The sequence below is a fragment of the Marinobacter halotolerans genome (assembly GCF_008795985.1).
Classification (GTDB): Bacteria; Pseudomonadota; Gammaproteobacteria; order Pseudomonadales; family Oleiphilaceae; genus Marinobacter; species Marinobacter halotolerans.
Map to the genome: position 1 here is coordinate 1,582,098 of NZ_VMHP01000001.1, position 26,795 is coordinate 1,608,892.

General features: G+C 57.4%; 22 protein-coding genes. 2 read left to right on the forward strand and 20 right to left on the reverse strand.

All coding sequences use genetic code 11. The features are described 5' to 3' along the window. Positions 1-3: 3 nt before the first annotated feature. The 17 genes from FPL19_RS07385 to mnmG form a co-directional block, all read right to left on the reverse strand. On the reverse strand, positions 4-2,076 hold the full coding sequence (locus FPL19_RS07385; protein WP_150911811.1) for a DDE-type integrase/transposase/recombinase: 2,073 nt from the start codon (positions 2,074-2,076) through the stop codon (positions 4-6). Further along, entirely contained in the window at positions 2,060-2,887 is an 828-nt protein-coding gene (locus FPL19_RS07390; protein WP_150911812.1) for a TnsA endonuclease N-terminal domain-containing protein, read from the reverse strand. Before FPL19_RS07390 ends, FPL19_RS07385 begins: the two co-directional genes overlap by 17 nt. Positions 2,888-3,027: 140 nt before the next feature. After that, on the reverse strand, positions 3,028-4,866 hold the full coding sequence (gene glmS / locus FPL19_RS07395; RefSeq protein ID WP_150911813.1) for a glutamine--fructose-6-phosphate transaminase (isomerizing): 1,839 nt from the start codon (positions 4,864-4,866) through the stop codon (positions 3,028-3,030). A 67-nt stretch (positions 4,867-4,933) separates the two neighbouring features. Then, on the reverse strand, positions 4,934-6,301 hold the full coding sequence (gene glmU / locus FPL19_RS07400) for a bifunctional UDP-N-acetylglucosamine diphosphorylase/glucosamine-1-phosphate N-acetyltransferase GlmU (protein WP_150911814.1): 1,368 nt from the start codon (positions 6,299-6,301) through the stop codon (positions 4,934-4,936). A 139-nt stretch (positions 6,302-6,440) separates the two neighbouring features. After that, a complete protein-coding gene (locus FPL19_RS07405; RefSeq protein ID WP_150911815.1) occupies positions 6,441-6,863 on the reverse strand; it encodes a F0F1 ATP synthase subunit epsilon in 423 nt (140 codons plus the stop codon). A 36-nt stretch (positions 6,864-6,899) separates the two neighbouring features. Continuing rightward, positions 6,900-8,300: a F0F1 ATP synthase subunit beta gene (gene atpD / locus FPL19_RS07410; protein WP_150911816.1), complete on the reverse strand. Its 1,401-nt coding sequence runs from the start codon at positions 8,298-8,300 to the stop codon at positions 6,900-6,902. A 55-nt stretch (positions 8,301-8,355) separates the two neighbouring features. After that, on the reverse strand, positions 8,356-9,216 hold the full coding sequence (gene atpG, locus FPL19_RS07415) for a F0F1 ATP synthase subunit gamma (protein ID WP_150911817.1): 861 nt from the start codon (positions 9,214-9,216) through the stop codon (positions 8,356-8,358). 68 nt (positions 9,217-9,284) lie between these two features. Then, entirely contained in the window at positions 9,285-10,829 is a 1,545-nt protein-coding gene (gene atpA / locus FPL19_RS07420; RefSeq protein WP_150911818.1) for a F0F1 ATP synthase subunit alpha, read from the reverse strand. A 28-nt stretch (positions 10,830-10,857) separates the two neighbouring features. Continuing rightward, positions 10,858-11,394: a F0F1 ATP synthase subunit delta gene (locus FPL19_RS07425; RefSeq protein ID WP_150911819.1), complete on the reverse strand. Its 537-nt coding sequence runs from the start codon at positions 11,392-11,394 to the stop codon at positions 10,858-10,860. Between the two features lie 12 nt (positions 11,395-11,406). Further along, positions 11,407-11,877 carry a F0F1 ATP synthase subunit B gene (locus FPL19_RS07430; protein ID WP_150911820.1) on the reverse strand — a complete coding sequence of 157 codons (471 nt, stop codon included), beginning with the start codon at positions 11,875-11,877 and terminating at the stop codon, positions 11,407-11,409. Positions 11,878-11,969: 92 nt separating this feature from the next. Next, the gene (atpE, locus tag FPL19_RS07435; RefSeq protein WP_027830230.1) at positions 11,970-12,197 is read right to left on the reverse strand and encodes a F0F1 ATP synthase subunit C; all 228 of its coding nucleotides are present in this window, start codon (positions 12,195-12,197) and stop codon (positions 11,970-11,972) included. 54 nt (positions 12,198-12,251) lie between these two features. Further along, complete coding sequence (gene atpB, locus FPL19_RS07440; protein WP_150911821.1) at positions 12,252-13,106, reverse strand: F0F1 ATP synthase subunit A; 855 nt, start codon at positions 13,104-13,106, stop codon at positions 12,252-12,254. Between the two features lie 15 nt (positions 13,107-13,121). Then, positions 13,122-13,514, reverse strand: a complete 393-nt coding sequence (locus FPL19_RS07445) for an ATP synthase subunit I (RefSeq protein WP_150911822.1) — start codon at positions 13,512-13,514, stop codon at positions 13,122-13,124. A 289-nt stretch (positions 13,515-13,803) separates the two neighbouring features. Next, a complete protein-coding gene (locus FPL19_RS07450; protein ID WP_150912435.1) occupies positions 13,804-14,673 on the reverse strand; it encodes a ParB/RepB/Spo0J family partition protein in 870 nt (289 codons plus the stop codon). A gap of 67 nt (positions 14,674-14,740) precedes the next feature. Further along, positions 14,741-15,535 (reverse strand): ParA family protein, encoded by a 795-nt coding sequence (locus FPL19_RS07455; protein ID WP_150911823.1) that lies wholly within the window; start codon positions 15,533-15,535, stop codon positions 14,741-14,743. Positions 15,536-15,552: 17 nt separating this feature from the next. Further along, positions 15,553-16,200, reverse strand: a complete 648-nt coding sequence (gene rsmG, locus FPL19_RS07460; RefSeq protein ID WP_150911824.1) for a 16S rRNA (guanine(527)-N(7))-methyltransferase RsmG — start codon at positions 16,198-16,200, stop codon at positions 15,553-15,555. A gap of 8 nt (positions 16,201-16,208) precedes the next feature. Beyond that, on the reverse strand, positions 16,209-18,095 hold the full coding sequence (gene mnmG / locus FPL19_RS07465) for a tRNA uridine-5-carboxymethylaminomethyl(34) synthesis enzyme MnmG (protein ID WP_150911825.1): 1,887 nt from the start codon (positions 18,093-18,095) through the stop codon (positions 16,209-16,211). A gap of 510 nt (positions 18,096-18,605) precedes the next feature. On the opposite strand from mnmG, the gene FPL19_RS07470 reads away from it, so the two are divergent. Next, a complete protein-coding gene (locus FPL19_RS07470; protein ID WP_150911826.1) occupies positions 18,606-19,886 on the forward strand; it encodes an EAL domain-containing protein in 1,281 nt (426 codons plus the stop codon). Between the two features lie 18 nt (positions 19,887-19,904). On the opposite strand, the gene FPL19_RS07475 is transcribed toward FPL19_RS07470, so the two are convergent. The 3 genes from FPL19_RS07475 to FPL19_RS07485 are packed head-to-tail and all read right to left on the reverse strand — an operon-like array spanning position 19,905 to position 24,694. Next, positions 19,905-23,054: an efflux RND transporter permease subunit gene (locus FPL19_RS07475; RefSeq protein WP_150911827.1), complete on the reverse strand. Its 3,150-nt coding sequence runs from the start codon at positions 23,052-23,054 to the stop codon at positions 19,905-19,907. 3 nt (positions 23,055-23,057) lie between these two features. Then, positions 23,058-24,152 carry an efflux RND transporter periplasmic adaptor subunit gene (locus FPL19_RS07480; protein ID WP_150911828.1) on the reverse strand — a complete coding sequence of 365 codons (1,095 nt, stop codon included), beginning with the start codon at positions 24,150-24,152 and terminating at the stop codon, positions 23,058-23,060. 29 nt (positions 24,153-24,181) lie between these two features. Continuing rightward, complete coding sequence (locus FPL19_RS07485; RefSeq protein ID WP_150912436.1) at positions 24,182-24,694, reverse strand: DUF3833 domain-containing protein; 513 nt, start codon at positions 24,692-24,694, stop codon at positions 24,182-24,184. 279 nt (positions 24,695-24,973) lie between these two features. On the opposite strand from FPL19_RS07485, the gene FPL19_RS07490 reads away from it, so the two are divergent. After that, on the forward strand, positions 24,974-26,794 hold the full coding sequence (locus FPL19_RS07490) for an acyl-CoA dehydrogenase C-terminal domain-containing protein (RefSeq protein WP_150911829.1): 1,821 nt from the start codon (positions 24,974-24,976) through the stop codon (positions 26,792-26,794). The last annotated feature ends 1 nt before the right edge of the window (position 26,795 follow it).

Sequence of the window (26,795 nt, forward strand, 5' to 3'; positions counted from 1 at the left end):
GAGTCATTCGTCATCTCCAAACAGCTCGTCGATAAAGTCCGGGAAACCGCCGTCATCCGGTTTGCCATGCAGGTAGGTTACCTCAGACTTTGGTTTGGTCTTGTCAGGCTGCCTTGCTTTCGTTTGTTCGGCCCTCTGGGCATCCCGCTCTTGCTTTCGATTGTCGCGTATACCCCTGACGGTCTCTGCTTTGGATTGCTTGAACACCGTGGGACGTGAACGTTCAGCGTCCTTGATGGTTTGGCTGACCAGGTTTTCGAGATTTCGTTTGCTTGTGGTTTCAGCAACCTTTGCGGCGCTGGCAGCTTGCCGCTGCTGTTCCTGACTGGCCCACAACTCCCACATCGACTTACCTCGATACTGGCGTGAACGATCTGTCAGAGAGCACACCCAGTATTCCGGGCTCCTTTCTTCGGGAAAAACATAGATATGGTCAGCAACTGCGGGGTCATAGGCCGCATACAGGTTGGTTACCCTGCGATCCCCGTTGCGATGCAGCCAACCGGATGCCAATAACTCCTTGGATGTGTAGTAAGCACCAAAACAGCTCACACCCAGATCGGACAAATAGGCCTTTTGCCTCGGCAACATAGCAATTCGTAGACCTTCTTCAGATGCATTCCTCAATCGACCAGTCCGGTATTGTATGCCCCAGTTCCAGATGTTGAGCGGGGTTAGTGCCATGTCATTGGGCATATCCGCATCACGATCATATTTTGGCAATACCGCGTACTGATTCCGGTGCAGAATCGAGGCGAGCATAATGCGGGTAAAATCATCCAGAGTCAGCGTTGCATCCAGCCGGTAATCCTTGCCTCCCTGCTTTCTGATTCTTGAACCTGTCACCACACCGGGCGCAAACGGTTTGAATTCAGCTTGTAGGGTACGGAAGTAACGCTCGACAATGCCTTTCGCATCGCCCCGGTAAGGCGGCGTGTTTTCAATCCGCACGCCGAAAGCCTTTTCCAGTGACTCTATCTGGTGACCCAGCAATTCTCCACGGTCTGCCAGGATAGCATCGGGGATTCCAACCGTGGGCCACTGGTCATCGGTAATCTCAAAGCCGTACCGGCCACACAGCTCAGTCTTGTCAGACACAGAGGTGTTCAAAGCACTCATGGCCGTCACATAAGATGGGTTTTCCAACCCCACGTAAAAGCCTGTCACCATGCGGCTGAAAACATCAACCACTACATATAGTGTGGGCCGCCCAATTACGCTCTGTCGGTCAGCGGATAACAGGTAGATATCGGCAATCGTCGCATCGATTTCATACCTTGAGCCTGGCCCCGGGACTCCCGCCGTAGCGGTACCAATCAATGGGCGAATGTCTTTCTGGTAGGAGATTCTGTTGGCCCGCAAGCGAATCCGGTCTGCTTTTTTGTATTCACGTTCGTAGAAATATCTCAGTTGAAGAACCGTTGGGTAATCCTCTCGTGACACATTGGAATTTCCCACCTCGAACATATCGATAAATCTTCTGTGGACATAGGGCATCGAGTGCCCCTTGTCGTTAACGTAGTGACGATCAAGCACGATTCGGAACATTCGTTCAATGGACGAATCAACCGTAATACCAGTACCCGGGGAGGTTTTCCGCGGCCGACCCAGTTTCTTCTTGGAAGTTTTCTTTTGGCCTTTTCCTCCGGATTTGCTGTAATCCGGTAACAGTGCGTTTGGTATCGATCCTCGCTGCCAGTACTGTCGCAAGTGCTTGTAGAGGGTTTTTCTTGGTGTGCCAGTAAGGTCGCTGCGGGCTTGTACCAACTGGCCCCTGCCACTGCGATAGTAAATTTCCTCGTCAGCAAGCAACGGAGCGATTAGTTGGTGTCTTTCGTCGCGTATTTTCTGGGCTTTTGTCCCTCGCTCAACAAAAACTAATGCCAGATAGGAGAAAGGATCGTCTGCCCGCCTGAGGGCTTCATCACGCATCCATTGGTCAATATGGGACGTTGTAACGACTTCGGGAAAAGCTTTGGCTGAATCAATGTCGATCCAGATAACAAATTTCCCTGAGATCGTCAGGACCCGGTATCGCTCTTCCCTTATCTGAACGACATCATTGATTCGCAGCATAACTCGCCCTCAACAATGTTATGTCCTCAACAACCTGGATATCGCCAGCCACCAATTGATTCCATGGAATTGAGATATCAAATGTCAGTGCCCGTAAAGCCATCAAGGCCCGTAATCGTGCCAGAGCAGTGCCAGGCTCCAGAGAATAAGACTGGTCAATCAACATCCCGACTTCGGGGAGTCTCGAGTTCGGATTCGCGTTCAGAGAGGCTAGGTACGTAGGAAGGCTATTGAAGAGTACCTCAGGGCTCTCGCCTTGGACTCTGGCAGAGTAGAGCAACTCCAGATTGTTCACCACGGTTTTGGGGATCTGCTTTTCGGTGACTAAATACCAGGAAACTTCTTTCCTTTGCCAATAGCGGCGCTCAAGTTCCAGCTTTTCGACCGTACGTGGGTCTTTGAGATCGGAGGAGGCTTTAACCTGAATAGCCATCCGCTGGGGCCCGGGCCCGGACGGTGCCGAGATATCAATAACGAAATCAGTGGACATGACTTGTGTACATCCGCCAATTTCGGGATGCCGAATGTTGGCTTCTTCAGCGAGAACCAGAGTGTCTTCTAGACGCAGGGGGAATTGCTCGCGGATGTCAGTGACGGCCGGGTTCCATTCGAGCAAGAGGAAGGCCGCCAGTTCCATATCGGAGAGGAGGTGATGGGTCCGTTGCGTCAGATGGCCCATTACCCGATGTGAACGGCCTTGGGAAGGTAGATCCCTCACAGTGAGCCAAGGGTGATAGTCCCTACCACTTCCTTTGCCTCGCTCTTCTTTGATCCACTTGCGGGTGCGATTGTCGAGCTTGTAGTCGGTCATTCCCTATTATTCCTGAGAAGAATGACCTGACTTTGCCACAACGCCCGAAAGTTACCAACTTTATTAAAAAGTTACCGACTTTTTTATGTTGTTACCAACTTTATTATGATCCCACAATTAGCGTCAGCCGGCCAGGGACTCTACTCGACCGTTACACTCTTCGCCAGATTCCGCGGCTGGTCCACGTCCGTGCCCTTCAGAACGGCCACATGATAGGACAGCAACTGCAGTGGCACGGTGTATACGATGGGCGCCGTGATGGCGTGCACTGACGGCACTTCCAGCACGTTCAGCCCGTCCTCGCTGCGAACACCGGCCGCCTTATCGGCGAATACGAAAAGCTGGCCACCGCGGGCGCGGACTTCCTCAAGATTGGATTTGAGCTTTTCCAGCAGATCGTTGTTGGGCGCCACGGTCACTACGGGCATTTCACTGTCCACCAGCGCCAGCGGGCCGTGTTTGAGTTCGCCGGCGGGGTAGGCTTCGGCGTGAATGTAGGAGATTTCCTTGAGCTTGAGCGCGCCTTCCAGGGCTACTGGGAACATGGCGCCACGGCCCAGAAACAGGCTGTGGTGCTTGTCCATAAAGGACTGGGACATCTCGGCAATCTGGGGGTCCAGCGCCAACATCTGCTCCACCTGACCGGGCACCAGGCGGATGGCCTGCACAATTTCAGCTTCTTTTTCCTCATCCAGGCCGTTGTGGCGAGCCAGGGCCAGGGTGAAGATCAGCAGGGCCGTAAGCTGGGTGGTAAACGCCTTGGTGGAGGCCACGCCAATTTCCGGACCGGCCTGGGTCATGATTACCAGATCCGACTCCCGCACCAGGGAACTGCCGGGTACGTTACAGATGGCCATGGCAGCACGGAATCCGGCCTTTTTGGCCTGGCGCAGAGCGGCCAGGGTATCGGCTGTCTCGCCGGACTGGGAAATACAGAGAAACAGCGTGTCCTGCTGGATCACGTGCTTGCGATACCGGAACTCGGACGCGACTTCCACCGAGCAGGGCACGCCGGCCAGGTCTTCGATCCAGTAGCGAGCCACCATGCCGGCGTGGTAGCTGGTGCCACAGGCAATGATCTGTACGTGGCGAACGTTGTCCAGCAGGTTGCCCGCCTGGGTGCCCAGAGCCTGCTCCAGCACCCTCGTCTGGGTGATGCGACCTTCAGTGGTGGCCTGAATCACCCGGGGCTGCTCGTAGATTTCCTTGAGCATGAAGTGGCGGTACTCGCCCTTTTCGGCGGCATCGGCACTGTGTTCAAAGCGCGTCACCGGGCGGTCAACCGGGTTGCCTTCGCGGTCGTGGATCTTGGTGCTGCCCTTGTGGATATCGGCGATATCGCCTTCCTCAAGAAACATGAAACGGTCGGTTACCGGTAGCAGGGCCAGTTGATCCGAGGCGATGAAATTTTCGCCAATGCCCACACCCACCACCAGCGGGCTTCCTTCCCGGCATACCACAAGGTGATCCGGCTCGTCCGCGTGAACCACTGCAAGCGCAAACGCACCGCGCAAGTGTTCGATTGCCGCTTTTACCGCGTCATAAAGGGTCTGGACGTCCGCTTTTCGATACTGCTGCTCAATCAGGTGGGCGACCACCTCGGTATCGGTCTGTGAGGTGAATTCGAAGCCGTCGGCCTTCAGTTCTTCCCGCAGTTCCTGGTAGTTCTCGATGATGCCGTTATGAACAATGGCTAGCCGGTCGCCGGACATATGGGGATGGGCATTGATCTGTGAGGGTTCACCGTGGGTAGCCCAGCGAGTGTGGGCAATGCCGGTGCTGCCACTCATGGGGGTGGCGGTGACTGCCTCGTCGAGAGCCGCCACCTTACCCACTTCCCGGGCCCGGTTGATGGCGCTGTTGCTGTCGATAATGGCCATGCCGGCGGAATCGTAACCGCGATATTCAAGCCGGCGCAGGCCTTCCAGCAGAATGCCCTGAACGTCCCTTTCCGATACTGCCCCTACGATTCCACACATAACTTTCGCACCTTAAATAATTTGCCAGACCGGCTCGGATAATTTGCCGGGTCGGCTCGCCGCTGATTCAGTCTTTCCGTGTTGGCCGTTGCCAATCGGCGATATTGCGCTGTTTGCCCCGGGCAACGGCGAGTTCGCCATTCTCTACGTCGCGGGTGATGGTCGAGCCGGCACCAATCGTGACATTGTCTGCCAGGGAAACCGGCGCCACCAGTGAGGTATTGGAACCCACGAAAACGCCATCGCCCATCCGGGTCTGGTGTTTGTTCACCCCATCATAATTGCAGGTGATGGTTCCTGCACCCACATTCACATTGCGGCCAAGGGTAGCGTCACCCACGTAGCTCAGGTGGTTGATCTTACTTCCTTCACCCACAACCGCTTTCTTGGTTTCAACGAAGTTGCCCACTTTGGTGTGGTCCGCCAACGCGGTTCCGGGCCGCAGTCGGGCGAACGGGCCAATCTGGGCATTCCGCCCCACCCTGGCACCATCGATGACCGAGTTGGCCTCGATATGGGTGTCCCCACCGATGTGGCAGTTGCGCAACAGGCAGTTGGGGCCGACGCTGACGCCCGTTTCCAGGGTGACTTTTCCTTCAAACACGGCATTGATATCGATCAGCACATCCTGACCAATAATCAGCTCGCCACGAACATCAATCCGTGCGGGGTCGGCCAGGGTGGCGCCCTCGGTCATCAGCCGGTTGGCCTGTTGCTGTTGGTACCAGCGTTCAAGGCCGGCGAGCTGGAGCCGATTGTTGACGCCTTGCACTTCGTACTCGGTTTCCGGCTGGGCCACTTCTACGGCGATGCCTTGTTCGGCAGCCATGGCGATGATGTCGGTGAGATAGTACTCGCCCTGGGCATTGGCATTGGAGAGCTGCGGCAGCCAGGCTTTGAGATGGCCTGCAGACACCGCGAGGATGCCGGTGTTTACCTCAGTGATGGTCTTCTGCTGGTCAGTGGCATCCTTCTGCTCGACGATCGCCGTCACTTTCCCCTGGTTATCCCTGAGAATACGGCCGTAACCATCCGGGTTGTCCAGGGTCACCGTAAGCAACCCAATGGATTGGTCACTCACCCGAGAGACCAGTTCTTCCAGGGTTTCCCGACGGGTCAGTGGCACGTCGCCGTAGAGAATAAGCACGCTGGCATTGTCCGGAAGATTGGGCAGGGCCTGCGCCACCGCATGGCCCGTGCCCAGCTGCTGCTCCTGCAAGGCCCACTGAACGTCCTCAGCCGAGGTGATTTCCCGGACCTGGTCGGCGCCGTGCCCGATCACTCCGTGGATCCGCTCGGCGCCCAGTTGCCGCGCCGTGTCCATCACATGGTGAAGCATGGGCTTGCCGGCGATGCGGTGAAGAACCTTGGGCAGGGAGGATTTCATGCGGGAACCCTGACCGGCGGCCAGAATTACAACGTGCAGCGGCTTCATAGCGTCGCGCTCCAACGAATCGGGTCAGTATCAATAAAAAAGCCGCGTCCTGTTTGAGTGGCGCAGCGGAATTTTCCCCTACGCCGCCTGTTCAGGATGCGGCTTCTTGGTTCAGGTGGCGAACCGGAGGCTAATGGAATTAGCGGGACCGGTTGCGCAGTTTCTGAATGGTTCGCAGCTGGGCGGCAGCTTCAGCAAGCTCGACTGCTGCCCGCGAATATTCAAATTCACCTGTCTTGTTCGCCAGTGCCTTCTCGGCTTCTTTCTGGGCTTCCAGCGCCGCAGCTTCGTCCACATCCTTGGCACGGACTGCTGTGTCAGCCATCAGGGTAATCAGATTCGGCTGCACTTCCAGATAACCTCCGGAAACGTACAGTATTTCCTCTTTCCCGTCCTGCTTTACAATTCTCACGGCGCCAGGCTTCAACGCGGTCAGCAGGGGCGCGTGCCCGTACTGAATACCCATCTCACCCTCGGTACCGGTCGCTGTCAGTGTCTCGACCAGCCCGGAGTAGATCTTCTCTTCGGCACTTACCACGTCACAATGTACGGTCATAGCCATTTCTGATGCCTCTTGGGTCTGAACGAGAAGGAAGAATTACTTCTTCTTTCCTTCCTTCTCTTTCATGGCCTTCGCTTTCTCAATCGCTTCTTCGATACCGCCACACATGTAGAACGCCTGCTCTGGCATATCGTCGTATTCGCCGTTGAGAATGCCTTCGAAGCTGGCGATGGTCTCTTTCAGAGACACGTACTTACCGGGGGAACCGGTGAATACTTCCGCTACGTGGAAAGGCTGCGACAGGAACCGCTCAATCTTACGGGCACGGGATACGGTCAGCTTATCTTCTTCTGACAGTTCATCCATACCCAGAATGGCGATGATGTCTTTCAGCTCTTTGTAACGCTGCAGTACGTTCTGTACGCCACGGGCAACGTCGTAATGCTGCTGCCCGATCACCAGAGGATCGAGCTGGCGCGAGGTGGAGTCCAGTGGATCGATCGCCGGGTAGATACCCTTGGAAGCGATGTCACGGCTCAGTACCACGGTCGCATCGAGGTGCGAGAAGGTGGTGGCCGGTGACGGGTCAGTCAGGTCGTCCGCCGGTACGTATACCGCCTGGATGGAGGTGATGGAACCGTCTTTGGTGGAGGTAATACGCTCCTGCAGCTCACCCATCTCCTGGGCCAGTGTCGGCTGATAGCCTACCGCAGAGGGCATACGGCCCAGCAGTGCGGATACTTCAGTACCAGCCAGGGTATAACGGTAGATATTGTCGACGAACAGCAGAACGTCACGACCTTCGTCACGGAATTTCTCTGCCATGGTGAGACCGGTCAGGGCCACACGCAGACGGTTTCCGGGGGGCTCGTTCATCTGGCCGTAAACCATCGCTACTTTATCAAGGACGTTGGAGTCCTTCATTTCGTAGTAGAAGTCGTTACCTTCACGGGTCCGCTCACCAACACCGGCGAATACCGACAGACCGGAGTGCTCTTTGGCGATGTTGTTGATAAGTTCCATCATGTTGACGGTCTTACCAACGCCGGCGCCGCCGAACAGGCCTACTTTACCGCCCTTGGCAAACGGGCAGATCAGGTCGATAACCTTGATGCCGGTTTCCAGCAGGTCGGCAGACGCTGCCTGGTCTGCGTAGCCCGGTGCTTTGCGGTGGATAGCCCAACGCTCTTCTTCGCCAATGTCGCCCTGCTCGTCGATGGGGCGACCCAGTACGTCCATGATGCGGCCCAGTGTCTGGGTGCCCACAGGGACGGAGATCGGCTTGCCGGTGTTATCGGCTTTCAGGCCACGCTTGAGGCCTTCGGTGCTGCCCATGGCGATAGTACGGACAATGCCGTCGCCCAGCTGCTGCTGGACTTCCAGAGTTGTCTCACCACCTTCAAGCAGCAGTGCGTCGTAAACGCCCGGAACGGAGTCACGTGGAAATTCCACGTCGATAACCGCGCCTATGATCTGAACGATGTGTCCGCTACTCATGCTCGGTTCCTCGTTATCTTGATAGTCAATAAAACCAGTAGGATTGTGGGCAGGATCAGACCGAAGCCGCGCCGCTCACAATCTCCGAAATTTCTTGCGTAATAGCTGCCTGACGGGCCTTGTTGTATGCCAACTGGAGCTCGTCAATGATGCTGCCCGCGTTATCTGTCGCGCTCTTCATGGCAATCATCCGCGCAGCCTGCTCGCAGGCCAGATTCTCTACCACTCCCTGATACACCTGGGATTCGATATAGCGTGGCAGCAGCCCATCCAGGATGGGGCGTGAATCAGGCTCGTAGATGTAATCCCACTGGTGACCGACTTCTTCGTCCAGGCCTTCCGGCAATGGCAGAAGCTGCTCGGATTTCGGCTGCTGGGTCATGGTGTTTACAAACTCGTTGTAAATCACAAAAAGACGGTCAATCTTGCCTTCTTCGAATGCATCAAGCATGACCTTGACGTTGCCGATGAGCTTTTCCGCGTTCGGGTTGTCACCCAGGTGAGTCAGGGCTGCCACCACGTTTCCGCCGTAACTGCGGAAAAACGAGGCACCCTTTTGCCCGATGGCGCAGAGATCAGTCTCAACGCCCTGTTCCTTCCACTGCTTCATTTCACGTACGAGCAGTTTGAAGGCGTTACCGTTCAGGCCACCGCACAATCCCCGGTCAGAGGAGACCACGATGTAACCCACGCGCTTCACTTCGCGATCACGCATGAACGGATGCACGTAATCCTTGTTGGACTTCGCGATGTGTCCGATTACCTGCCGCATCTTCTCCGCATAAGGGCGGGTAGCCTTCATGCGTTCCTGAGCCTTGCGCATTTTGCTCGCAGCCACCATTTCCATGGCGCTGGTGATCTTCTGCGTGCTCTTGATGCTGCCGATCTGGTTGCGTATTTCTTTTCCTGCGGCCATATGTCACTGCCTTTTCAAGTTAGACACTCAAGTGGACCAGAAAACCCGCGCCTGCGGGCTTTCTCGTGTTACCAGCTTTGAGTGGTCTTGAATTTCTCCAGAGCAGCTTTCAGGCCGGCCATGATGTCGTCATCATACTTGCCTTCGGCGCCAATCTTATCGAGCAGGTCTTTCTGCTCGGCGCGCATCCAGTCCAGAAGCTGTGCTTCGAACTTGACGACATTATTGACTTCAACATCGTCCAGGAAGCCTTCGTTCGCTGCGTACAGTACGGTACCCATTTCGGCAACGGACATCGGGCTGTACTGGTTCTGCTTCATCAGTTCGGTGACCCGCTGACCGTGCTCGAGCTGGTTCCGCGTGGCTTCGTCCAGGTCCGATGCGAACTGGGCGAAAGCCGCCAGTTCACGGTACTGGGCCAGCGCCAGACGGATGTTACCGCCGAGCTTCTTCATGATCTTGGTCTGGGCCGAACCACCCACCCGTGAAACCGAAATACCGGCGTTCATTGCCGGACGGATACCGGAGTTGAACAGGTTGGTTTCCAGGAAGATCTGACCGTCGGTGATGGAAATCACGTTGGTCGGAACGAACGCAGATACGTCGCCAGCCTGGGTTTCGATAATCGGCAATGCCGTCAGGGAACCAGTCTTGCCCTTCACTTCGCCGTTGGTCAGCTTTTCAACTTCGTCGGCGTTGATCCGGGATGCACGCTCCAGCAGACGGGAGTGCAGATAGAAAACGTCACCGGGATAGGCTTCACGGCCCGGCGGACGACGCAACAGCAGGGAAATCTGACGATAGGCGACGGCCTGCTTGGACAGGTCATCGTAAACAATCAGAGCGTCTTCGCCGCGGTCACGGAAGTATTCACCCATGGAAGTACCGGCGTAGGGTGCCAGGAACTGCATGGCAGCCGGATCGGCGGCACCGGCGGCGACCACGATGGTGTGATCCATAGCGCCGTGCTCTTCCAGCTTGCGAACAACCTGGGCGATAGACGACTGCTTCTGGCCGACAGCCACGTAGATACACTTGATGCCGGTGTTTTTCTGGTTGATGATCGCGTCGATGGCGACGGCGGTCTTACCAATCTGGCGGTCACCGATGATCAGCTCACGCTGGCCACGGCCTACCGGTACCATGGTGTCGATCGCTTTCAGACCGGTCTGGACCGGCTCGTCAACCGACTGACGTGCGATAACGCCAGGTGCGACTTTTTCGACCGGCGAGGTCAGGGTGTTGCCCAGTTCGCCCTTGCCGTCGATCGCGTTACCCAGGCCGTCAACGACACGGCCCAGCAGTTCCGGGCCGACCGGAACTTCCAGAATACGGCCGGTACAACGAACTTTCTGGCCTTCGGCCAGTTCCTCGTACTCACCCAGTACCACCGCACCGACGGAGTCACGCTCCAGGTTCAGTGCCATGCCGTAAGTACCGTTGGCGAATTCGATCATCTCGCCGTACATAACGTCGGCCAGACCATGAATCCGTACGATACCGTCAGAAACGGAAAGGATCGTACCTTCGTTTTTTGCTTCGGAAGAGATGTCGAGCTTTTCGATTCTCTTCTTGATGATGTCACTGATCTCGGATGGATTCAGTTGCTGCATGCCTTTGTCCTCAAACCTTGTGCTGAAATCAGGAGCCCATGGCTCTGGCCATTCTGGCCAGCTTGCCACGAACTGAAGCGTCGATAACCAGGTCGCCTGAACGTATAACGACTCCGCCGATCAATGATTGATCAACTGAAGTTTCAAGCTCTACCTTGCGCTCCAGCTTTTTGGACAGCGCGTCGATCAGTTTCTGCTGCTGTTCGGCGGTCAGTTCGAATGCACTGCTGACCTTCAGGCTGACCGTGCGCTCAAGATCGGCACGGTAAAGGCTGAACAACTCCGAAACGGCAGGCAGAAGAGCCAGGCGCTTGTTTTCAGCGAGAATCGACAGGAAATTTCTGAGTGCTTCCGGCAGCGGCTCTTCAAAGCAGTCTGCGAAGAGTTCCGCCTTGCGCTGCTCAGACAGGCCCGGTTTGGCCAGAATTTTCTTTACCTCTTGGTCAGCCGCGACCGCTGCCGTGAAAGCCAGAGCCTGATCCCAAAGATCAACGGCGTTCTGTTCCTTCGCGGCATCAAATACGGCTTTCGCGTAGGGTCGGGCTAACGTAATCAGTTCTGCCATGATGACCCTCGCTTAGAGTTCTGCGGCCAGCTTGTCCAGCATCTCGCTGTGAGCTTTGGCGTCGACGGAGCGTTCCAGAATTCTCTCGGCACCGACAACAGCGATACTCGCTACTTCTGCCCTGAGTGCTTCACGAGCCTGAACGCGCTCCTGTTGAATTTCCGCCTGTGCCTGCTCAATGAGTTTCTCGCCTTCTTTGCGAGCATCATCCTTTGAGGCTTCCACGATCTGGGCGGCACGCTTGTTGGCCTGGTCAATCAGGCTCGCAGCTTCTTCTTTCGCTTTGTGCAGTTCCTTTGAGGCTTTTTCCTGCGCAAGCTCCAGATCAAGCGATGCACGGTCTGCGGCAGAAAGGCCGTCAGCAATTTTCTTCTGGCGCGCTGCCATGGCCTCGGTAATCGGAGGCCATACATATTTGACGCAGAACCAGACGAAAATAGCGAAGGCAATCGATTGCCCTATTAACGTAAGGTTTATATTCACGGCAATGTACCTCTTGCTATTTGTTGCATCCCGGTGTCCGAAAAACCGGGCGCCCTTCTCTCAGGAAGCGTAACGCCCGCCTTGCGACCGAATTAGCCAGCAACAACGAAGATCAGGTACATCGCGATACCAACACCGATCATGGGAACGGCGTCCAGCAGACCGGCCATGATGAAGGCTTTGGTCTGAAGCTGGTTGCCCAGTTCCGGCTGACGTGCAGTAGATTCAAGCAGCTTGCCACCGAGCAGACCGAAACCAATGCCAGCGCCCAGGGCGCCCAGTCCGATGATCAGTGCGGCTGCGATAAATACCATTTCCATTGAAGACTCCTCAGTTTTCTCAGATAGTTAAGGGTTTGTTTGCTAAATCGTTTATCAGTGATCTTCGTGCGCGGCGCTGAGGTAGACCACAGCCAGCGTTGTAAAGATAAAGGCCTGTAGTGTTATTACCAGGATGTGGAAGATGGCCCAGGGCACGTTCAGCGTCCACTGGATCCAGAATGGTAACAAGGCAATCAGGATGAATACGACCTCACCGGCATACATGTTGCCGAACAGACGCAGTGCAAGGCTGACCGGCTTGATGATCAATGCCAGCAGTTCCAGCACCAGGTTGAAAGGCACCAGTGACCAGTGGTTGAAAGGTGTAAATGAAAGCTCTTTGGCGAAGCCGACCGGGCCTTTTACCTTGAAGCTGTAAAAGAGGATCAGGAGGAAAACCCCAAGCGCGATACCAAAGGTTCCGTTCGGATCGGTGGTAGGCACGATCTTGAAATATTCCAGCCCCATTGCGTGTGCAATCGACGGAATATAGTCAACCGGAATCAGTTTGAGAGAGTTCATCAGGAAGATCCAGACGAACATAGTCAAAGCCAACGGGGCAATGATCGGGTTCTTACCGTGGAAAACGTCCCGCACCACGCCCTGGATAAACTCGATCGACATTTCGACAAAGTTCTGCAGACCACTGGGCGTGTCGGTGGTCGCCTTTTTGGCGACATACCGGAACAACCCGATAAATAGCAGGCCCATGGCTATAGACCAGCCCATGGTGTCAACGTGGATCGCCATGAAACCCATGTCCATAGCTTCCTGCCCGGTCCGGGCCATGGTCCAGGTTGCTTCCTCGACGACGGTTCCGTCGGCCCGCTCATAGCCTGCCGGCAACTTGCCGTAAGTCAGGTTAGTGAGGTGGTGCTTTATATACTCTACTGGGGTACCAGCTGCCATACTGCTCTCGTCCAGTCATCGCTGCGGTCTTGGCCGAATGAACCAGCGCATCAGCGGGTTCACTACAACCATCACAGCAAAAGTGAATAACAGAGCCAATACGTGTACCGGCTCTATCAAGATGAAAACGGCCGTAAAAAAAACGGCGGTCAGAGCGAGCTTGATCGATTCCGCTCTGAACATGTCGCCCACTACCAGTTGCGCATGTCGGGCGCCTTCATACCGGTACATTCGATGGGCAAAATACGCGTTTGGTATGACAAAAATAAGACCGCCAATCACGGCGGAATAACCTGCCAAACGGCTTTCGAGACTCCACAACAGACCCATAATCAGAATCAGGCCCAGTTCAATCGCCAGCCACTTTAAAAACGGTAACTGGGTAATGCGCTTTCTGGTATTCGGCATCGGACCTGCCTGCCAGGGTTTCTGAATGCTCAACCTGTGTACATCGCCGGCAAGCGCACGGAGTCAATGCAAGCGCGCGAAATTATATGTGTTAACCGAAAGTTGATCAACAGAGGCCGAAGCAAAACTTGATGGAAAAATGATCAGATTAGCGTGCTATTCTTCTGTCCATGACACAAGTAGTGCTATGGGGCCATTTCCGTCACGACATATGGTGTTTATGACGCCACATGCTTCTTTAGAACTATTTCCCCAATCGCCGAAACATTCTTGGAGGTTCAGGGACCTGTTACTTGATATGGCCGAGAATGCCGTCCAATTCGTCCAGTGATGTGTACTCAATCACCAGTTTGCCCTTACCGCGCTGGCCGTGGGCAATGGAGACCCGGGCACCCAGCCGCTCCGCCAGATCGTCCTGCAATGCACGAATATTGGGGTCGAGCTGACCTTTGGCTTTCTTGCCCGGTTTCTGCTGCTGTACCTGCCGCACCAGCGCTTCGGTCTGGCGCACAGACAGGGATTTAGCCACCACCTGCCGTGCCACCTGCATTTGCTGCTCGGGCTGTAACGTTAACATGGCCCGGCCGTGGCCCATTTCCAGATCGCCGTGCTCCAGCATCACCCGCACATCTTCCGACAGGCTGATCAACCGCAGCAGGTTGGTGATGGTGGTTCTGGATTTGCCCACGGCTTCTGCTACCTGGGACTGGGTGAGCCCAAACTCTTCCTGCAAGCGCTGCAGCGCAAACGCCTCTTCAATGGGGTTCAGGTTTTCACGCTGAATGTTTTCGATCAGCGCCATGGCGATGGCGGCGTCATCCGGTACATCGCGGATGATGGCGGGAATACGGTCAAGCTCGGCCAGCTGGGTGGCCCGCCAGCGGCGCTCACCGGCAATCAGTTCGAACCGGCCCTCGGAAATGGGCCGAACAACCACCGGCTGCATAACGCCCTGCTGACGAATGGAATCCGCCAGCTCCTGGAGAGCGGCCGGGTCCATGTCACGGCGGGGTTGAAACCGGCCACGCTGGATAAGATCCACGGGGATTTCACGCAGCTCACCGTCGTGATCTTTCACTTCCTGATCAAGATTGACCCTGGATCCCTGTAGCAACGCGCCTAAGCCGCGCTCACCCAGTCCTCGTTTCTTCGCCGCCATGGTGTCTGTCATTCGTCCTGATAAGAATTCTGTCTAAATGGGTTCGCTGGAATGCAAGAGGGGTAGTCTACACGGCAACCGGCTCGGATGTCTTTTTAGCGCCGTGACGTCTGACCATTTCCCCCGCCAGGGCCAGGTAGGCCACCGCGCCTTTGGAGGTGCGGTCGTACTTCAGCGCAGGCAGACCATAGCTCGGCGCCTCGGCCAGTCTTACGTTGCGGGGAATCACCGCACGGTAGACCTTGTCGCCGAAGAACTCGCTGAGCTGGCCGGAAACATCCAGGGTCAGACTGTTGCGGGGGTCGTACATGGTGCGCAGAATGCCCTCGATCTGCAGCTCCGGATTCACCGTCTCCTGGATCTGCTCGACGGTATTCATCAACGCGGCCAGACCCTCGAGCGCATAGTATTCACACTGCATGGGGATCAGCACGGAATCGGCGGCAGACAGGGCGTTTACCGTCAGCAGGTTCAGGGAAGGCGGGCAGTCGATCAGGATATAGTCGTAATTTTCACGAACGGTGTTCAGGGCGAGGCGCAAACGGTGTTCGCGGCCAATCTCGTTCATCAATTCCACTTCGGCGGCGGTCAGGTCACCGTTGGCCGGAAGGATATCGAAACCCGAAGCCTCCACGTGGAATATCACCTGGGACGCCGTTGAGCGTTTGGTGAGCATGTCGTACCCGGACAGCTCGAGCTCATTCTTGTCGACGCCGCTGCCCATGGTGGCGTTGCCCTGGGGATCCATATCCACCAGCAGGACACGACGCTTGGTTGCCGCAAGAGACGCCGCCAGATTGACGCAGGTGGTGGTCTTGCCCACACCGCCTTTTTGATTGGTCACCGCCATTACGCGCGCCATGACTCGCCTCCTGTAGTTTAGAGCTGGGGTTCCGTTACCCGCCGCACAATCAGCAGGTGCCGGTCGCCGTCAGCTCCGGGAACCGACAGCGACTGCCGTTGCGATACCTGCCAGTGACCGGGCAGCGCCGACACTTCATCATCCGGAAACTGACCTTTCATGGCAAGGAACTCGCCGTCATTTGCCAGCAGATCCCCGCACCAGGCCACCAGATTGTCCAGGGCAGTAAAGGCCCGGCTGCTGATCTGCTGGAAAGGCTGATCTGGCTGGCACTGTTCCGCCCGGCCATGAATGACTTCGACGTTCTTCAGGCCCAGTTCCAGCACACACTGGGTCAGGAACCGGGTTTTTTTGCTGTTGCTGTCCAGCAGTGTGAATCGCGAATCCGGCCGCACAATGGCCAGCGGGATGCCGGGCAAACCGCCACCAGCCCCCACATCCAGCAGATGATCGGTCGAGACGAAAGGCAGAATGCTGAGGCTGTCGAGCAATTGCCGCGACACCATCTGCCCGGGATCTCTGACTGCGGTGAGGTTGTAGGCGCGGTTCCACTTGTTAAGTAGCGCCAGGAACGCCAGCAACTTCGCCTGGGTGGCAGCATCCAGCGCCAGTTCCATCTGCGCCAGACCGTCGGCCAGCTGGCGTTGCCATAGAGCCTCACTCATATCGACGCTCAGGCAGACTGCTTGCGCAGCAAGTCACGCTTTTTCAGATGCACCAGAACCTGGGAGATCGCCGCCGGTGTGACGCCCTGAATGCGGGACGCCTGGGCGACGGTTTCCGGCCTTACCTCTTTCAGCTTCTGTCGGATCTCATTGGACAGGCCACCAATGACGTCGAAATCCAGATCGTCGGGAAGCCGGGTATTTTCATTCCGGCGCAGACGCTCGATCTCGTCCGCCTGGCGGGAAATGTAGCCTTCGTATTTGATCTCGATTTCCACCTGATCGGCCACGTTCGGGTCGTCCGCCTGGCCGTCGGCCATGGCCGCAATGTGGCTATAGTTGATCTCCGGACGGCGCAGCAGTTCCGCCAGCGACTGATCGCGGGTCATGGGCTGGCGCAGAAAACTGTTAGCCGTTTCGCCGGCCGATGATCCCGGATGAATCCGGGTGGTTGCGAGCCGGCTGCGTTCGGCTGCAATGGCCTCACGTTTGGTGTTGAAAGCCTGCCAGCGATGGTCGTCCACCAGGCCCAGCCGATGACCGGCTTCGGTCAGGCGCAGGTCGGCGTTGTCTTCCCGCAGGATCAAGCGATACTCGGCGCGGCTGGTGAACATGCGATAGGGCTCGGAGGTGCCCATGGTGATCAGGTCGTCCACCAGAACGCCCAGATAGGCTTCGTCGCGGCGGGGATACCAGGCTTCTTTCTCCTGGGCTTGCAGGGCAGCGTTGATACCCGCCAGAAGCCCCTGGGCACCGGCTTCTTCATAACCGGTGGTGCCATTGATCTGGCCGGCAAAATACAGGCCGCCGATAAACTTGGTTTCCAGAGTATGACGCAGGTCCTGAGGATTCAGGAAATCATACTCAATGGCGTAACCCGGCCGGGTGATATGGGCATTCTCGAAGCCGGGAATGCTGCGCACCGCCGCCAGCTGGATATCGAACGGCAGGCTGGTGGAGATGCCGTTGGGGTAAAGCTCGTTGGTGGTCAGCCCTTCCGGCTCCACGAAAATCTGGTGGGAATCCTTGTCCGCAAAGCGGTTGACCTTGTCCTCGATGGACGGGCAATAACGGGGGCCGATGCCCTCAATATTACCGGCAAACATGGGCGAACGGTCAAAGCCGCTGCGGATGATGTCGTGAGTCTCCTCGGTGGTGCGGGTCACATAGCAGCAGACCTGCCGTGGATGCTCGCTGCGCGAACCCAGGAACGACATCACCGGCGCCGGGTCGTCGCCCCACTGTTCCTGCATCACGGAAAAATCCACACTACGCGCGTCCAGACGCGGTGGCGTGCCGGTTTTCAGACGACCGACATTGAAGGGTAGTTCCCGCAGGCGCTGGGCCAGAGCGTTGGCCGGCGCGTCCCCGGCACGTCCGCCGGCGTGCTTTTCCATACCAATGTGGATCACGCCACCCAGGAAGGTACCGGTGGTAAGCACAACAGTCGGCGCCCGAAAACGGATACCCGACTGGGTGACCACACCGGTTACCCGCTCGCCTTCCACGATCAGATCGTCCGCCGCCTGCTGGAACAGGGTGAGATTGGGCTGGCCTTCCAGTATCTCGCGAATCGCCGCCTTGTAAAGCACACGGTCGGCCTGGGCGCGGGTGGCACGAACGGCGGGCCCCTTGCGGCTGTTCAGCACCCGGAACTGGATTCCGGCGCGGTCTGTGGCTTTTGCCATGGCGCCGCCAAGAGCGTCTATCTCTTTCACCAGATGGCTTTTACCAATGCCACCGATCGCCGGATTACAGGACATCTGACCCAGCGTCTCGATGTTATGCGTCAACAGCAGGGTCTGCGAGCCCATGCGGGCAGCAGCCAGCGCCGCCTCGGTGCCGGCATGACCGCCACCAATGACAATGACATCAAAACGCGTTGGATAATCCACAACATCACCTCGGAAAAAACGGGGTATAAAAACTGGGCGGCGAGTATAACGCTTCACCCTGAAAATTGCAGTCGGAATGTGCAAATTTTAACCAGGCGTTTCCGTCAGAAAAAACCGAAATCCGACCTTATTCAGCAGCTTGTAAGATTTTATTCATGAAGGTTTTCAGAAAAGTTATCCACATTTCCGGACATTGATGAAACCCTGAAATAATCGCCTAACCTTTTGATTTATATATTCCAAATCAAAAGTCAACGGACCTTATCCGAAGGTTGTTCAACGTTTTATCCACAAGCAGCGATGACCTGTCCCCACAATGAGGCATTTTCCTGCAACCAATGGGATTGCGCTCCAGATCAGTGCAGTAAATCCGTCCGGTTTTCGGTCTGACATACAATTGACGTGGAAATGGTCGCATAAAAGCTGTTTTATTGACGTTCTGGTATGAAATTCGCATCGGTTCAGGCTTCTGAAGATGCATATCCGAAAGACTTGCCAACCGAGGGTTCCATGAACCGTGTCATTGCCTTTTCACGCTACCAGGCGAAAGCACCAGAAGCCGCCGTCACCAACAAGCAGGATCTGCTCGAGGGACTGAACGTTCGCTCGGCTTATCAGCCAATCTTCAGCCCTACCCACCAGAAGCTGGTGGGCTTTGAAGCTCTGGTGCGAGTGGATGATGGCAGCCGACCGCTGTCCCCTGCCGCTTTGTTTGAACGGGCCCTTACCTCCAGCCAGACCGTCCAGCTGGACAGCTTTCTGTTGCACCACCATGTGGATAACTTTACCGGCCGCGACCAGCCGGTGTGGCTGTTTCTGAACATAAACCCGGAAACCTGCACCCATCCGACCTCTTCCCTGGACCGTCTGGTTGATCAATGCACCGAATGCGGCATCTCACCGGAAAAACTGGTTCTGGAGCTGGTGGAAACTGCCAGCGACAATACCGAAGCCCTTATCCAGTTTGTGAACATGGCGAAAAGCCGGGGGTTCCGGATCGCTATCGACGATTTTGGCACCGGCGACTCCAATTTCGAACGCCTGTGGCAGATAAACCCCACCATCGTGAAGATTGATCGCAGCCTGCTGGTGAACGCCGAACATCACAACCGGGCGCGCCAGCTGTTGGAAAGTCTGGTGAGGATGATTCGGGAAAGTGGCAGCCTGGTGCTGCTGGAGGGCATTGAAAACGATGTTCAGGCCCGGATTGCACTGGATACCGAGGCGGACCTGCTACAGGGTTTTCTGTTCGGCATGCCGGGAATCGTCGATAGTGCGCTGGCGGCGTCCCAGGAAGCGGGACTGTCAGCGATGATGGAACAGACCCGACGCCGGTTCCTGCAGGAAAGCTCTGATCAGAGCAGCTTCCTACGGCTGCTGCGGTTTGAAATTCTCGAGGCCTGCCACCGGCTGGCCAGGGGCGAAGCCTTTGCCGACGCCTGCAGTGCGGTGTTTGATATGGGCGGGGTCAAACGCTGCTTTATGCTCAACTCGGACGGTGTGCAGCAGGGTAACCTGGCCTTTGCCAGGAAAGACTCGAGCCCCCAGCATTTCAATCCCCTGTACCGATCAGCCGGGGCATGCTGGGCGCATCGGGAGTATTTCCTGAATGCCCTGGAACGGCCCCAGAGCATCAACTGCTCCCGGCCCTACGTCGGCCTGCCCGATGCGGCCCGGACGGTAACCCTGTCCACATCACTGACCTCGGGAAGCACCCGGCAGGTGTTCTGCGTGGATATCCACCCGGACGAACTCTTCGACGGACAGCTTTGTTTTCCGGCGGTTCTTTAAACCGCCGAGGCAACGCGTCTAGAAACGGTCCGGATGCCGTGACTGGGGCGCAGACGACATACCCTGGCCACCGGCGGTATCCCGGGCCTGTTTATCCAGTTCGACGGCCACGGCATTACTGGACTTGGCGAAGCGCGCCAGCAGATTATAGAGCACCGGAATGATAAACAGGGTAAGGGTGGTGGCGAAAATCAGGCCGCCCAGAATCACCACGCCAATCGACGCGCGGCTTTCCGCACCGGCGCCGGAGGCCAGCACCAGGGGCACGGCCCCGAACACCGTGGAAATCGTGGTCATCAGCACCGGACGGAAGCGCAGTATGGCGCCTTCCAGAATCGCCTCGGTAACCTCATAACCCTTGTCCCGCAACTGATTGGCGAATTCCACGATCAGAATGCCGTTCTTGGCCATCAGCCCCAGCAGCATGATAATTCCGATCTGACTGTAGATATTCAGGCTGATGCCCGAGAACAACAGGGCAACCAGCGCGCCAGTGACCGCAAGGGGCACCGACAGCATGATGATCATCGGATGGATCCAGCTTTCAAACTGTGCCGCCAACACCAGAAAGACGATCACAAATGCAAGTGCGAAAGTCAGGTAGATGGCACTGGACGAATCCTGGAATTCCCGGCTCAGGCCCTTGTAACTCACCCGTGCTTCCGGTGGCAGGTTGTCCACCGCCAGGGTGTTGAGGTAATTCAGTGCCGAAGCCAGATCATAGCCATCCGCCAGCGAACCGCTGATGACCACCGCCGGAAGGCGGTCAATCCGCCGTAAATCCGGGTTGGCGCCCACTTCCTCAACGGAGACCAGTGCTTCCAGCGGGATCAGCTCACCCCCCAGTCTGGGACGCAGAAAGATCTTGCCCAGGTCGCCGGGGGTGGCCCGGTCCGCATCCGCAGCCTGCACAATGACATCGTATTCCCGGCCCCGGTCAAGGTAAGTGGTCACCTGGCGCGAGGCCAGCATGGTCTGCAGGGTCAGCCCCACATCCTGCACTGTGATGTCCAGATCCGCCGCGCGCTCCCGGTCGATGGTGACATTCAGTTCCGGACGGGTAAGTTCGAAATCAGTTTCCAGGCTCAGCAGATTCGGATTGGCTTTGGCCCGCTCCACAATTTCCTCACTCCAGGCCTGGACCGATTCGTAATCCGGCCCGCCAATAACGAATTCGATGGGCTGGCTGAAGCCTCGCTGTCCAAGACCCGGCGGGTTCACCGCTACGGCACGGATACCCGGAACATCCGCCAGTTTGCGGCGGATCTCGTTGGTGACGGCCTGCTGTTTGACCGCTCGCTCGCTCCAGGGGCTGAGACCCATGATAATGAAAGCGTTGTCTGCCTCATTGCGAAAACCGACGATGGCAAGGATCCGGTTGGCCGTGCCATCTTCCAGATAGGGCAACAGCTTTTCTTCAACCTTACGGACATGGTGATCGGTGTATTCCACCGTGGAGCCACGGGGCGCGCTGCCCGGCATAATGATGATGCCCCGATCTTCGGTAGGGGCCAGTTCCTGGGGCAGTTTCGGAAATATCACCACCGCCAGCAGCAGACCCACCATACCGATGCCCAGCAACAATCCGGGCTGGCGCAGGGAAAAACGGAGCATGCGCTCGTAGCCGCGGGTCAGTCCATTGAGCACGCGCTCGCTGAAAGCCCAGAGCCGGTGGCCTTCGGCCGTTTCCGGGCTGTGTCTGAGCCATTTCGAACACAGCATGGGCGCCAGTGTCAGGGCAACCAGACTGGACACCACAACTGCAGCGGCCAGGGTAAACCCGAACTCCGCGAACAGCCGGCCCACGTTGCCACCCATGAAAGAGATCGGCACAAAGACCGCTATCAGAGTCAGGGTGGTGGCGATGACGGCAAAGGCAACCTGCCTTGCGCCGCGGTAGGCGGCCAGCAGCGGGGGCTCGCCCTCATCAATTCGCCGCTGGATGTTTTCCAGCATGACGATGGCATCGTCCACCACCAGGCCAATGGCCAGAATAACGGCCAGCAACGTCAGTACGTTGACGGAAAAACCCAGGGCGCCGAGGCCAATGAAGGCACCGATCACCGCCACGGGAATCGTCACCGCCGGAATCAGGGTGGCCCGCCAGGATCGCAAGAACATGAAAATGACCAGGATTACCAGCGACACCGAAATTGCCAGGGTCACGCCCACCTCGCGAATGGACGCCCGGATAAAGATGGATTCGTCATAGCTCTGGGCGATATTGACTTCCGGTGGCAGGGTTTCCCGGATTTCATCCAGCTCCGCCTGAACCAGATCAGACACCGCCACGGTGTTGGATTTCGACTGGCGGATAATGCCCAGGCCCACCGCGGTCTGGCCATTGAAGCGCAGGCGGCTGATATCAGACTCCACGCCCATCTGCACATTCGCCACCTCACCCAGACGCAGCAGATCGTTGCCGTTACGACGGATCACCAGATTGCGGAATTGGTCCACGTCAGAAAGCCGGCCCTTGGCGCGGACGGTAAAGTCCCGGGTGGAGGATTCCACCGAGCCCGCCGGCAGCTCCACGTTGTTGGCACGCAGTGCCTGTTCTACCTCCGCCACGGTAATGTCCCGGGCAGCAAGACGTTCCCGGTCAAGCCAGATGCGAATCGCATAGCGGCGTTCACCGCCAATCCGGACATCGGCGACACCGTCCAGAACCGACAGCCGGTCCACCAGAACCCGTTCGGCAAAATCACTCAGCTCGGCGCTGTCCCAGACATCGCTGCGCAGAGACAGCCACATCATCGGGCGGGCATCGGAATCGGCTTTGCGCACCACCGGTGGATCCGCCTCTTCCGGCAGATCATTGGCGACCCGGGCAACCGCATCACGGACATCGTTGGCGGCAATATCCACATTGCGGGAGGTGTTGAATTCGATGGAAGTACGGCTTTCACCCTGTTCCGTGCTGGATTCGATGGATCGAATACCTTCAATGCCGCTGATGGCCCCCTCGATTACCTGGGTGATCTGGGTGTCTACCACCTCGGCAGCGGCGCCAACGTAATCGGTGGAGATGGACACCACCGGCGGATCAATGTCCGGATATTCGCGCACCGGCAGCCCCCGCAGGGCCGCCAGCCCGAATACCAGAATCAGCAGGCTGATGACCGTGGCGAACACCGGCCGCTTAATGGAAATGTCGGAGAGGATCATGGCTCAGGAATCCCGGGCATTGGCGAAGCGGTTATCGGGTATGGCCGCCGTGTCTTCCACCACATTGATGCGGTCACCGCTACTGAGCCGGTCCTGGCCGGTCACGATGACCTGGTCATCCAGGGTTAACCCTGACGCAACTTCCACGATCCCCGGCGAGCGGGAGCCCAGCTCGACAGATACCCGCCGCGCGACCCCGTCCACAGCGACAAAAACGTAGGTTTCATCACCCCGGGTCATCACCGCCTGTTCCGGAATAATCAGTGCTTCACGCTGGCGCAGAGTCAGCTCTGCCGACATGAACTGACCGGGACGCAGCTTGTTATCGGGATTATCGATCAGCGCCCGCACCGGCAGGGTGCGGCTGAGCTCATTAATGCGGGTACCCAGCTCCACCAGCTCGCCGGCAAAGCGCTCATCGGGATAAGCGGGGGAACGCCCCTGCACAACCTGGCCCAGGCTGATCTGGCCCAGAAACTTCTCGGGAATGGCAAAGCCCAGTTCCATCCGGCGGGTGGAATCCAGGGTAGCCACTTCGGTACCGGCAGCGAGGTACGCGCCCAGACTGATGTCATTCAGGCCGATCACCCCTTCAAAAGGCGCCTCGATGCGATGATTATCCACGCGGGTGCGGGCGGCGGAACGTTGCGCCTCGGCAACTTCGGCGGCGGTGCGAAGTTCGTCCACCCGGGACTGGGAAATACTGTTGTTGGCCTGGAGGCTGCGAGCCCGTTCCAGTTGGCGAAGAGCGTCCGCCAGGGTAGCTTCGACGACCTGAAGGTCCGCCCGGGCCTGGCGATCATCCAGTCGCAGCAGCAGTTCACCGCGTTTGACCCGGTTGCCGGCATTCAGATTCAGTTCAACCACACGGCCGCTGAGCTCGGTGGTCAGGGAGATCTGGTCGCGGGCCCTGAGGCTGCCAACGGCGCTTACGGAATCGGTGACCACATCCATCACCGGAATCACCACGTTGACCTTGCTGGGCGGGCGCTCAGCCTGGCTTTCCGTTGCCGCCCCGGGATTCAGCGAGTTCCAGGCAAACACACCGCCACCAGCGACCAGAACCAGTCCCAGCGCAATCATCCATTGTTTTGCCATTCGTCATTTCCGCCTCAAGGTAAAAGCCGTTATTGCTTTTGAATCACCAGAACAATCTCGCCGACCTTGAAGCCCCATTTGGTCATCTCGGTCTCGTTAATCAGGGTGTCCGGGGTAATCAGATACATCCAGTCGTCCATGCTCACGTCTATGGTGCCGTCGCCGTAGGGCACACGGAGCACGTAGTTCATATTGATGGCATTGCCCTGCCAGCGCATGATGCCCGGTTCGACCACATCACCGGCGTCGGCGTGAAGCCAGCCGTTCTCGTTGGGTGTCAGGGTCCAGACACGGGTCTGCACCTCGCCATCGTTGAATCGGAAGACTTCGTCCAGAGTACCGACGCCCTGATCGTTCCAACTGGCGGAAATATCGGCGTCAAAAGTCCGGATAACCTTGCCCGAGTAGTTCTTCACCACGCCCCGTGCCGAGAGTTCACCGGTGAAAAATTCCTGGGGCGTCAGGGTGGGTTCCATGTCACGATAGGCATCGAGCGACGGCCCGGCGCAACCGGTCAGTGCGGCCGTCAATATCAGCACCATCAACAATAGCGAGTACCTGCCTGCGAAACCAGCAGGACGCACAGCTTCCTTACGTATTTGCATAACTTTTACACTCCTGAACCACATGATGATTTCCGTGCCGAATAAATACGCCAGCGGGGGATAAGCCGATCAGAGCTGCTGGCTGGCCGGGACTAGGTCACATCCACCAATTGTCTTTTTTGACAGGCGCCCTTGCGGTTTTCGTCAATGGCAGGCCCGGGGGTTTGGCGTACAACTGCTATCCATACGCTAACCTGTTTCAAGGTGAGAACCGCCATGCCTGTCTATAAAGCGCCCCTGCGCGACATGAAATTTCTGCTGAACGAGGTGTTCGATTACCCGGCCCATTACGCCTCTCTGCCCAGCGGTGAAAACGCCACGCCCGATATCGTGGACGCCATTCTTGCCGAGTGCGCGAAATTTTCCGAACAGGTGCTCAGCCCGCTCTACCAGAGCGGCGATGAAGAGGGCTGTACCCTGGCCGACGGCGAGGTAAAGACGCCGTCCGGATACAAGGAAGCCTATGACCAGTACGTTATGGGCGGTTGGCAAGGCCTGTCCGCACCGGAGGAATTTGGCGGGCATGGGCTGCCGGCGTCCATGGGACTGCTGAAACAGGAAATGATGGGCACCGCCAACTGGCCCTTTTCCATGTACCCGGGTCTGTCCATGGGGGCCATGAACACCATCTATCTGCACGGTAGTGATGAACAGAAGCAGACCTACCTGCACCCCATGACCGAAGGCCGCTGGGCCGGCACCATGTGCCTGACCGAGCCCCAGTGCGGCACGGACCTGGGGCAGGTAAAGACAAAAGCCGAACCTCAGGCCGACGGCAGCTATAAGGTAACCGGCACCAAGATCTTTATCTCCTCCGGTGACCACGATCTGACCGAGAACATTGTTCATATCGTTCTGGCCCGCCTGCCGGAAGCGCCCAAGGGCACCCGCGGCATCAGCCTGTTCATTGTGCCCAAATTCCTGCCGAATCCGGATGGCGGCAAAGGCGAACGCAACGGCGTAGTCTGTGGCAGCCTGGAAAAGAAAATGGGCATCAACGCCTCCGCCACCTGCGTATTGAATTTCGACGACGCCACCGGCTACCTGATCGGTCCGGAAAATGAAGGGCTGGAGTGTATGTTCACCTTTATGAACACCGCTCGAATCGGTACTGCCATTCAGGGGGTAGGACCTGCGGAACTGTCCTATCAGTGGGCGCTCGCTTATGCCCGGGAGCGCCGGTCCATGCGCTCGGTGTCCGGCAAGAAAGATCCGGATCAGGTAGCCGACCGGCTGATTCATCACGCCGACGTGCGTCGCATGCTGCTGACTCAAAAAGCCATAGCCGAAGGCGGCCGGGCCATGCTGTATGACGCCGCGCGCCTGGCCGACCACATGGTGGAAGCCCATGCCAATGGCGAGCCGGAAAAGGCGGATCAGTACGACGACAAACTCGGGTTCCTGACGCCGATTCTCAAGGGATTTCTCACGGAACTGGGTAACGAGGCGGCGAATCTGGGTGTCCAGGTATTCGGCGGCCACGGCTATATCCGCGAACACGGGATGGAGCAGATTGTCCGGGATACCCGTATTGCCACGCTTTACGAAGGCACCACCGGTATCCAGGCGCTGGACCTGCTGGGACGCAAAGTGCTGCTGATGACCCAGGGTGGGGCGGTGCGCAATTTCACCTACCGCGTCGCCAACTTTGCCCGCCGACAGCTCACTGACAAACGCCTGAGACCGTTCGGGGTGGAACTGCTGAAACTGACCGGCCAGTGGAACCTGCTGACCGTCCGCCTGATGCTCGCTGCCCGCAAGGACCGGGAGATGGTCAGCTGTGCCGCCCACGACTTTCTGATGTACAGCGGCTACGTCACCATGGCCTATATGTGGGCGCGAATGGCGGCGGTTGCCCAGCAGAAACTACGGGACGGCGGGGAGGACTCCGAGGCCTTCTATCGCAGCAAACTGGCCACCGCGGAATTCTACTACGAGCGCCTGCTGCCCAGGGCCCAGGCCCACGCAAGCAGTATGCTGAGCCCGAGCCGGAATCTGATGCAGACACCGGCCGAGGAACTGGCGTTCGATATCTGAT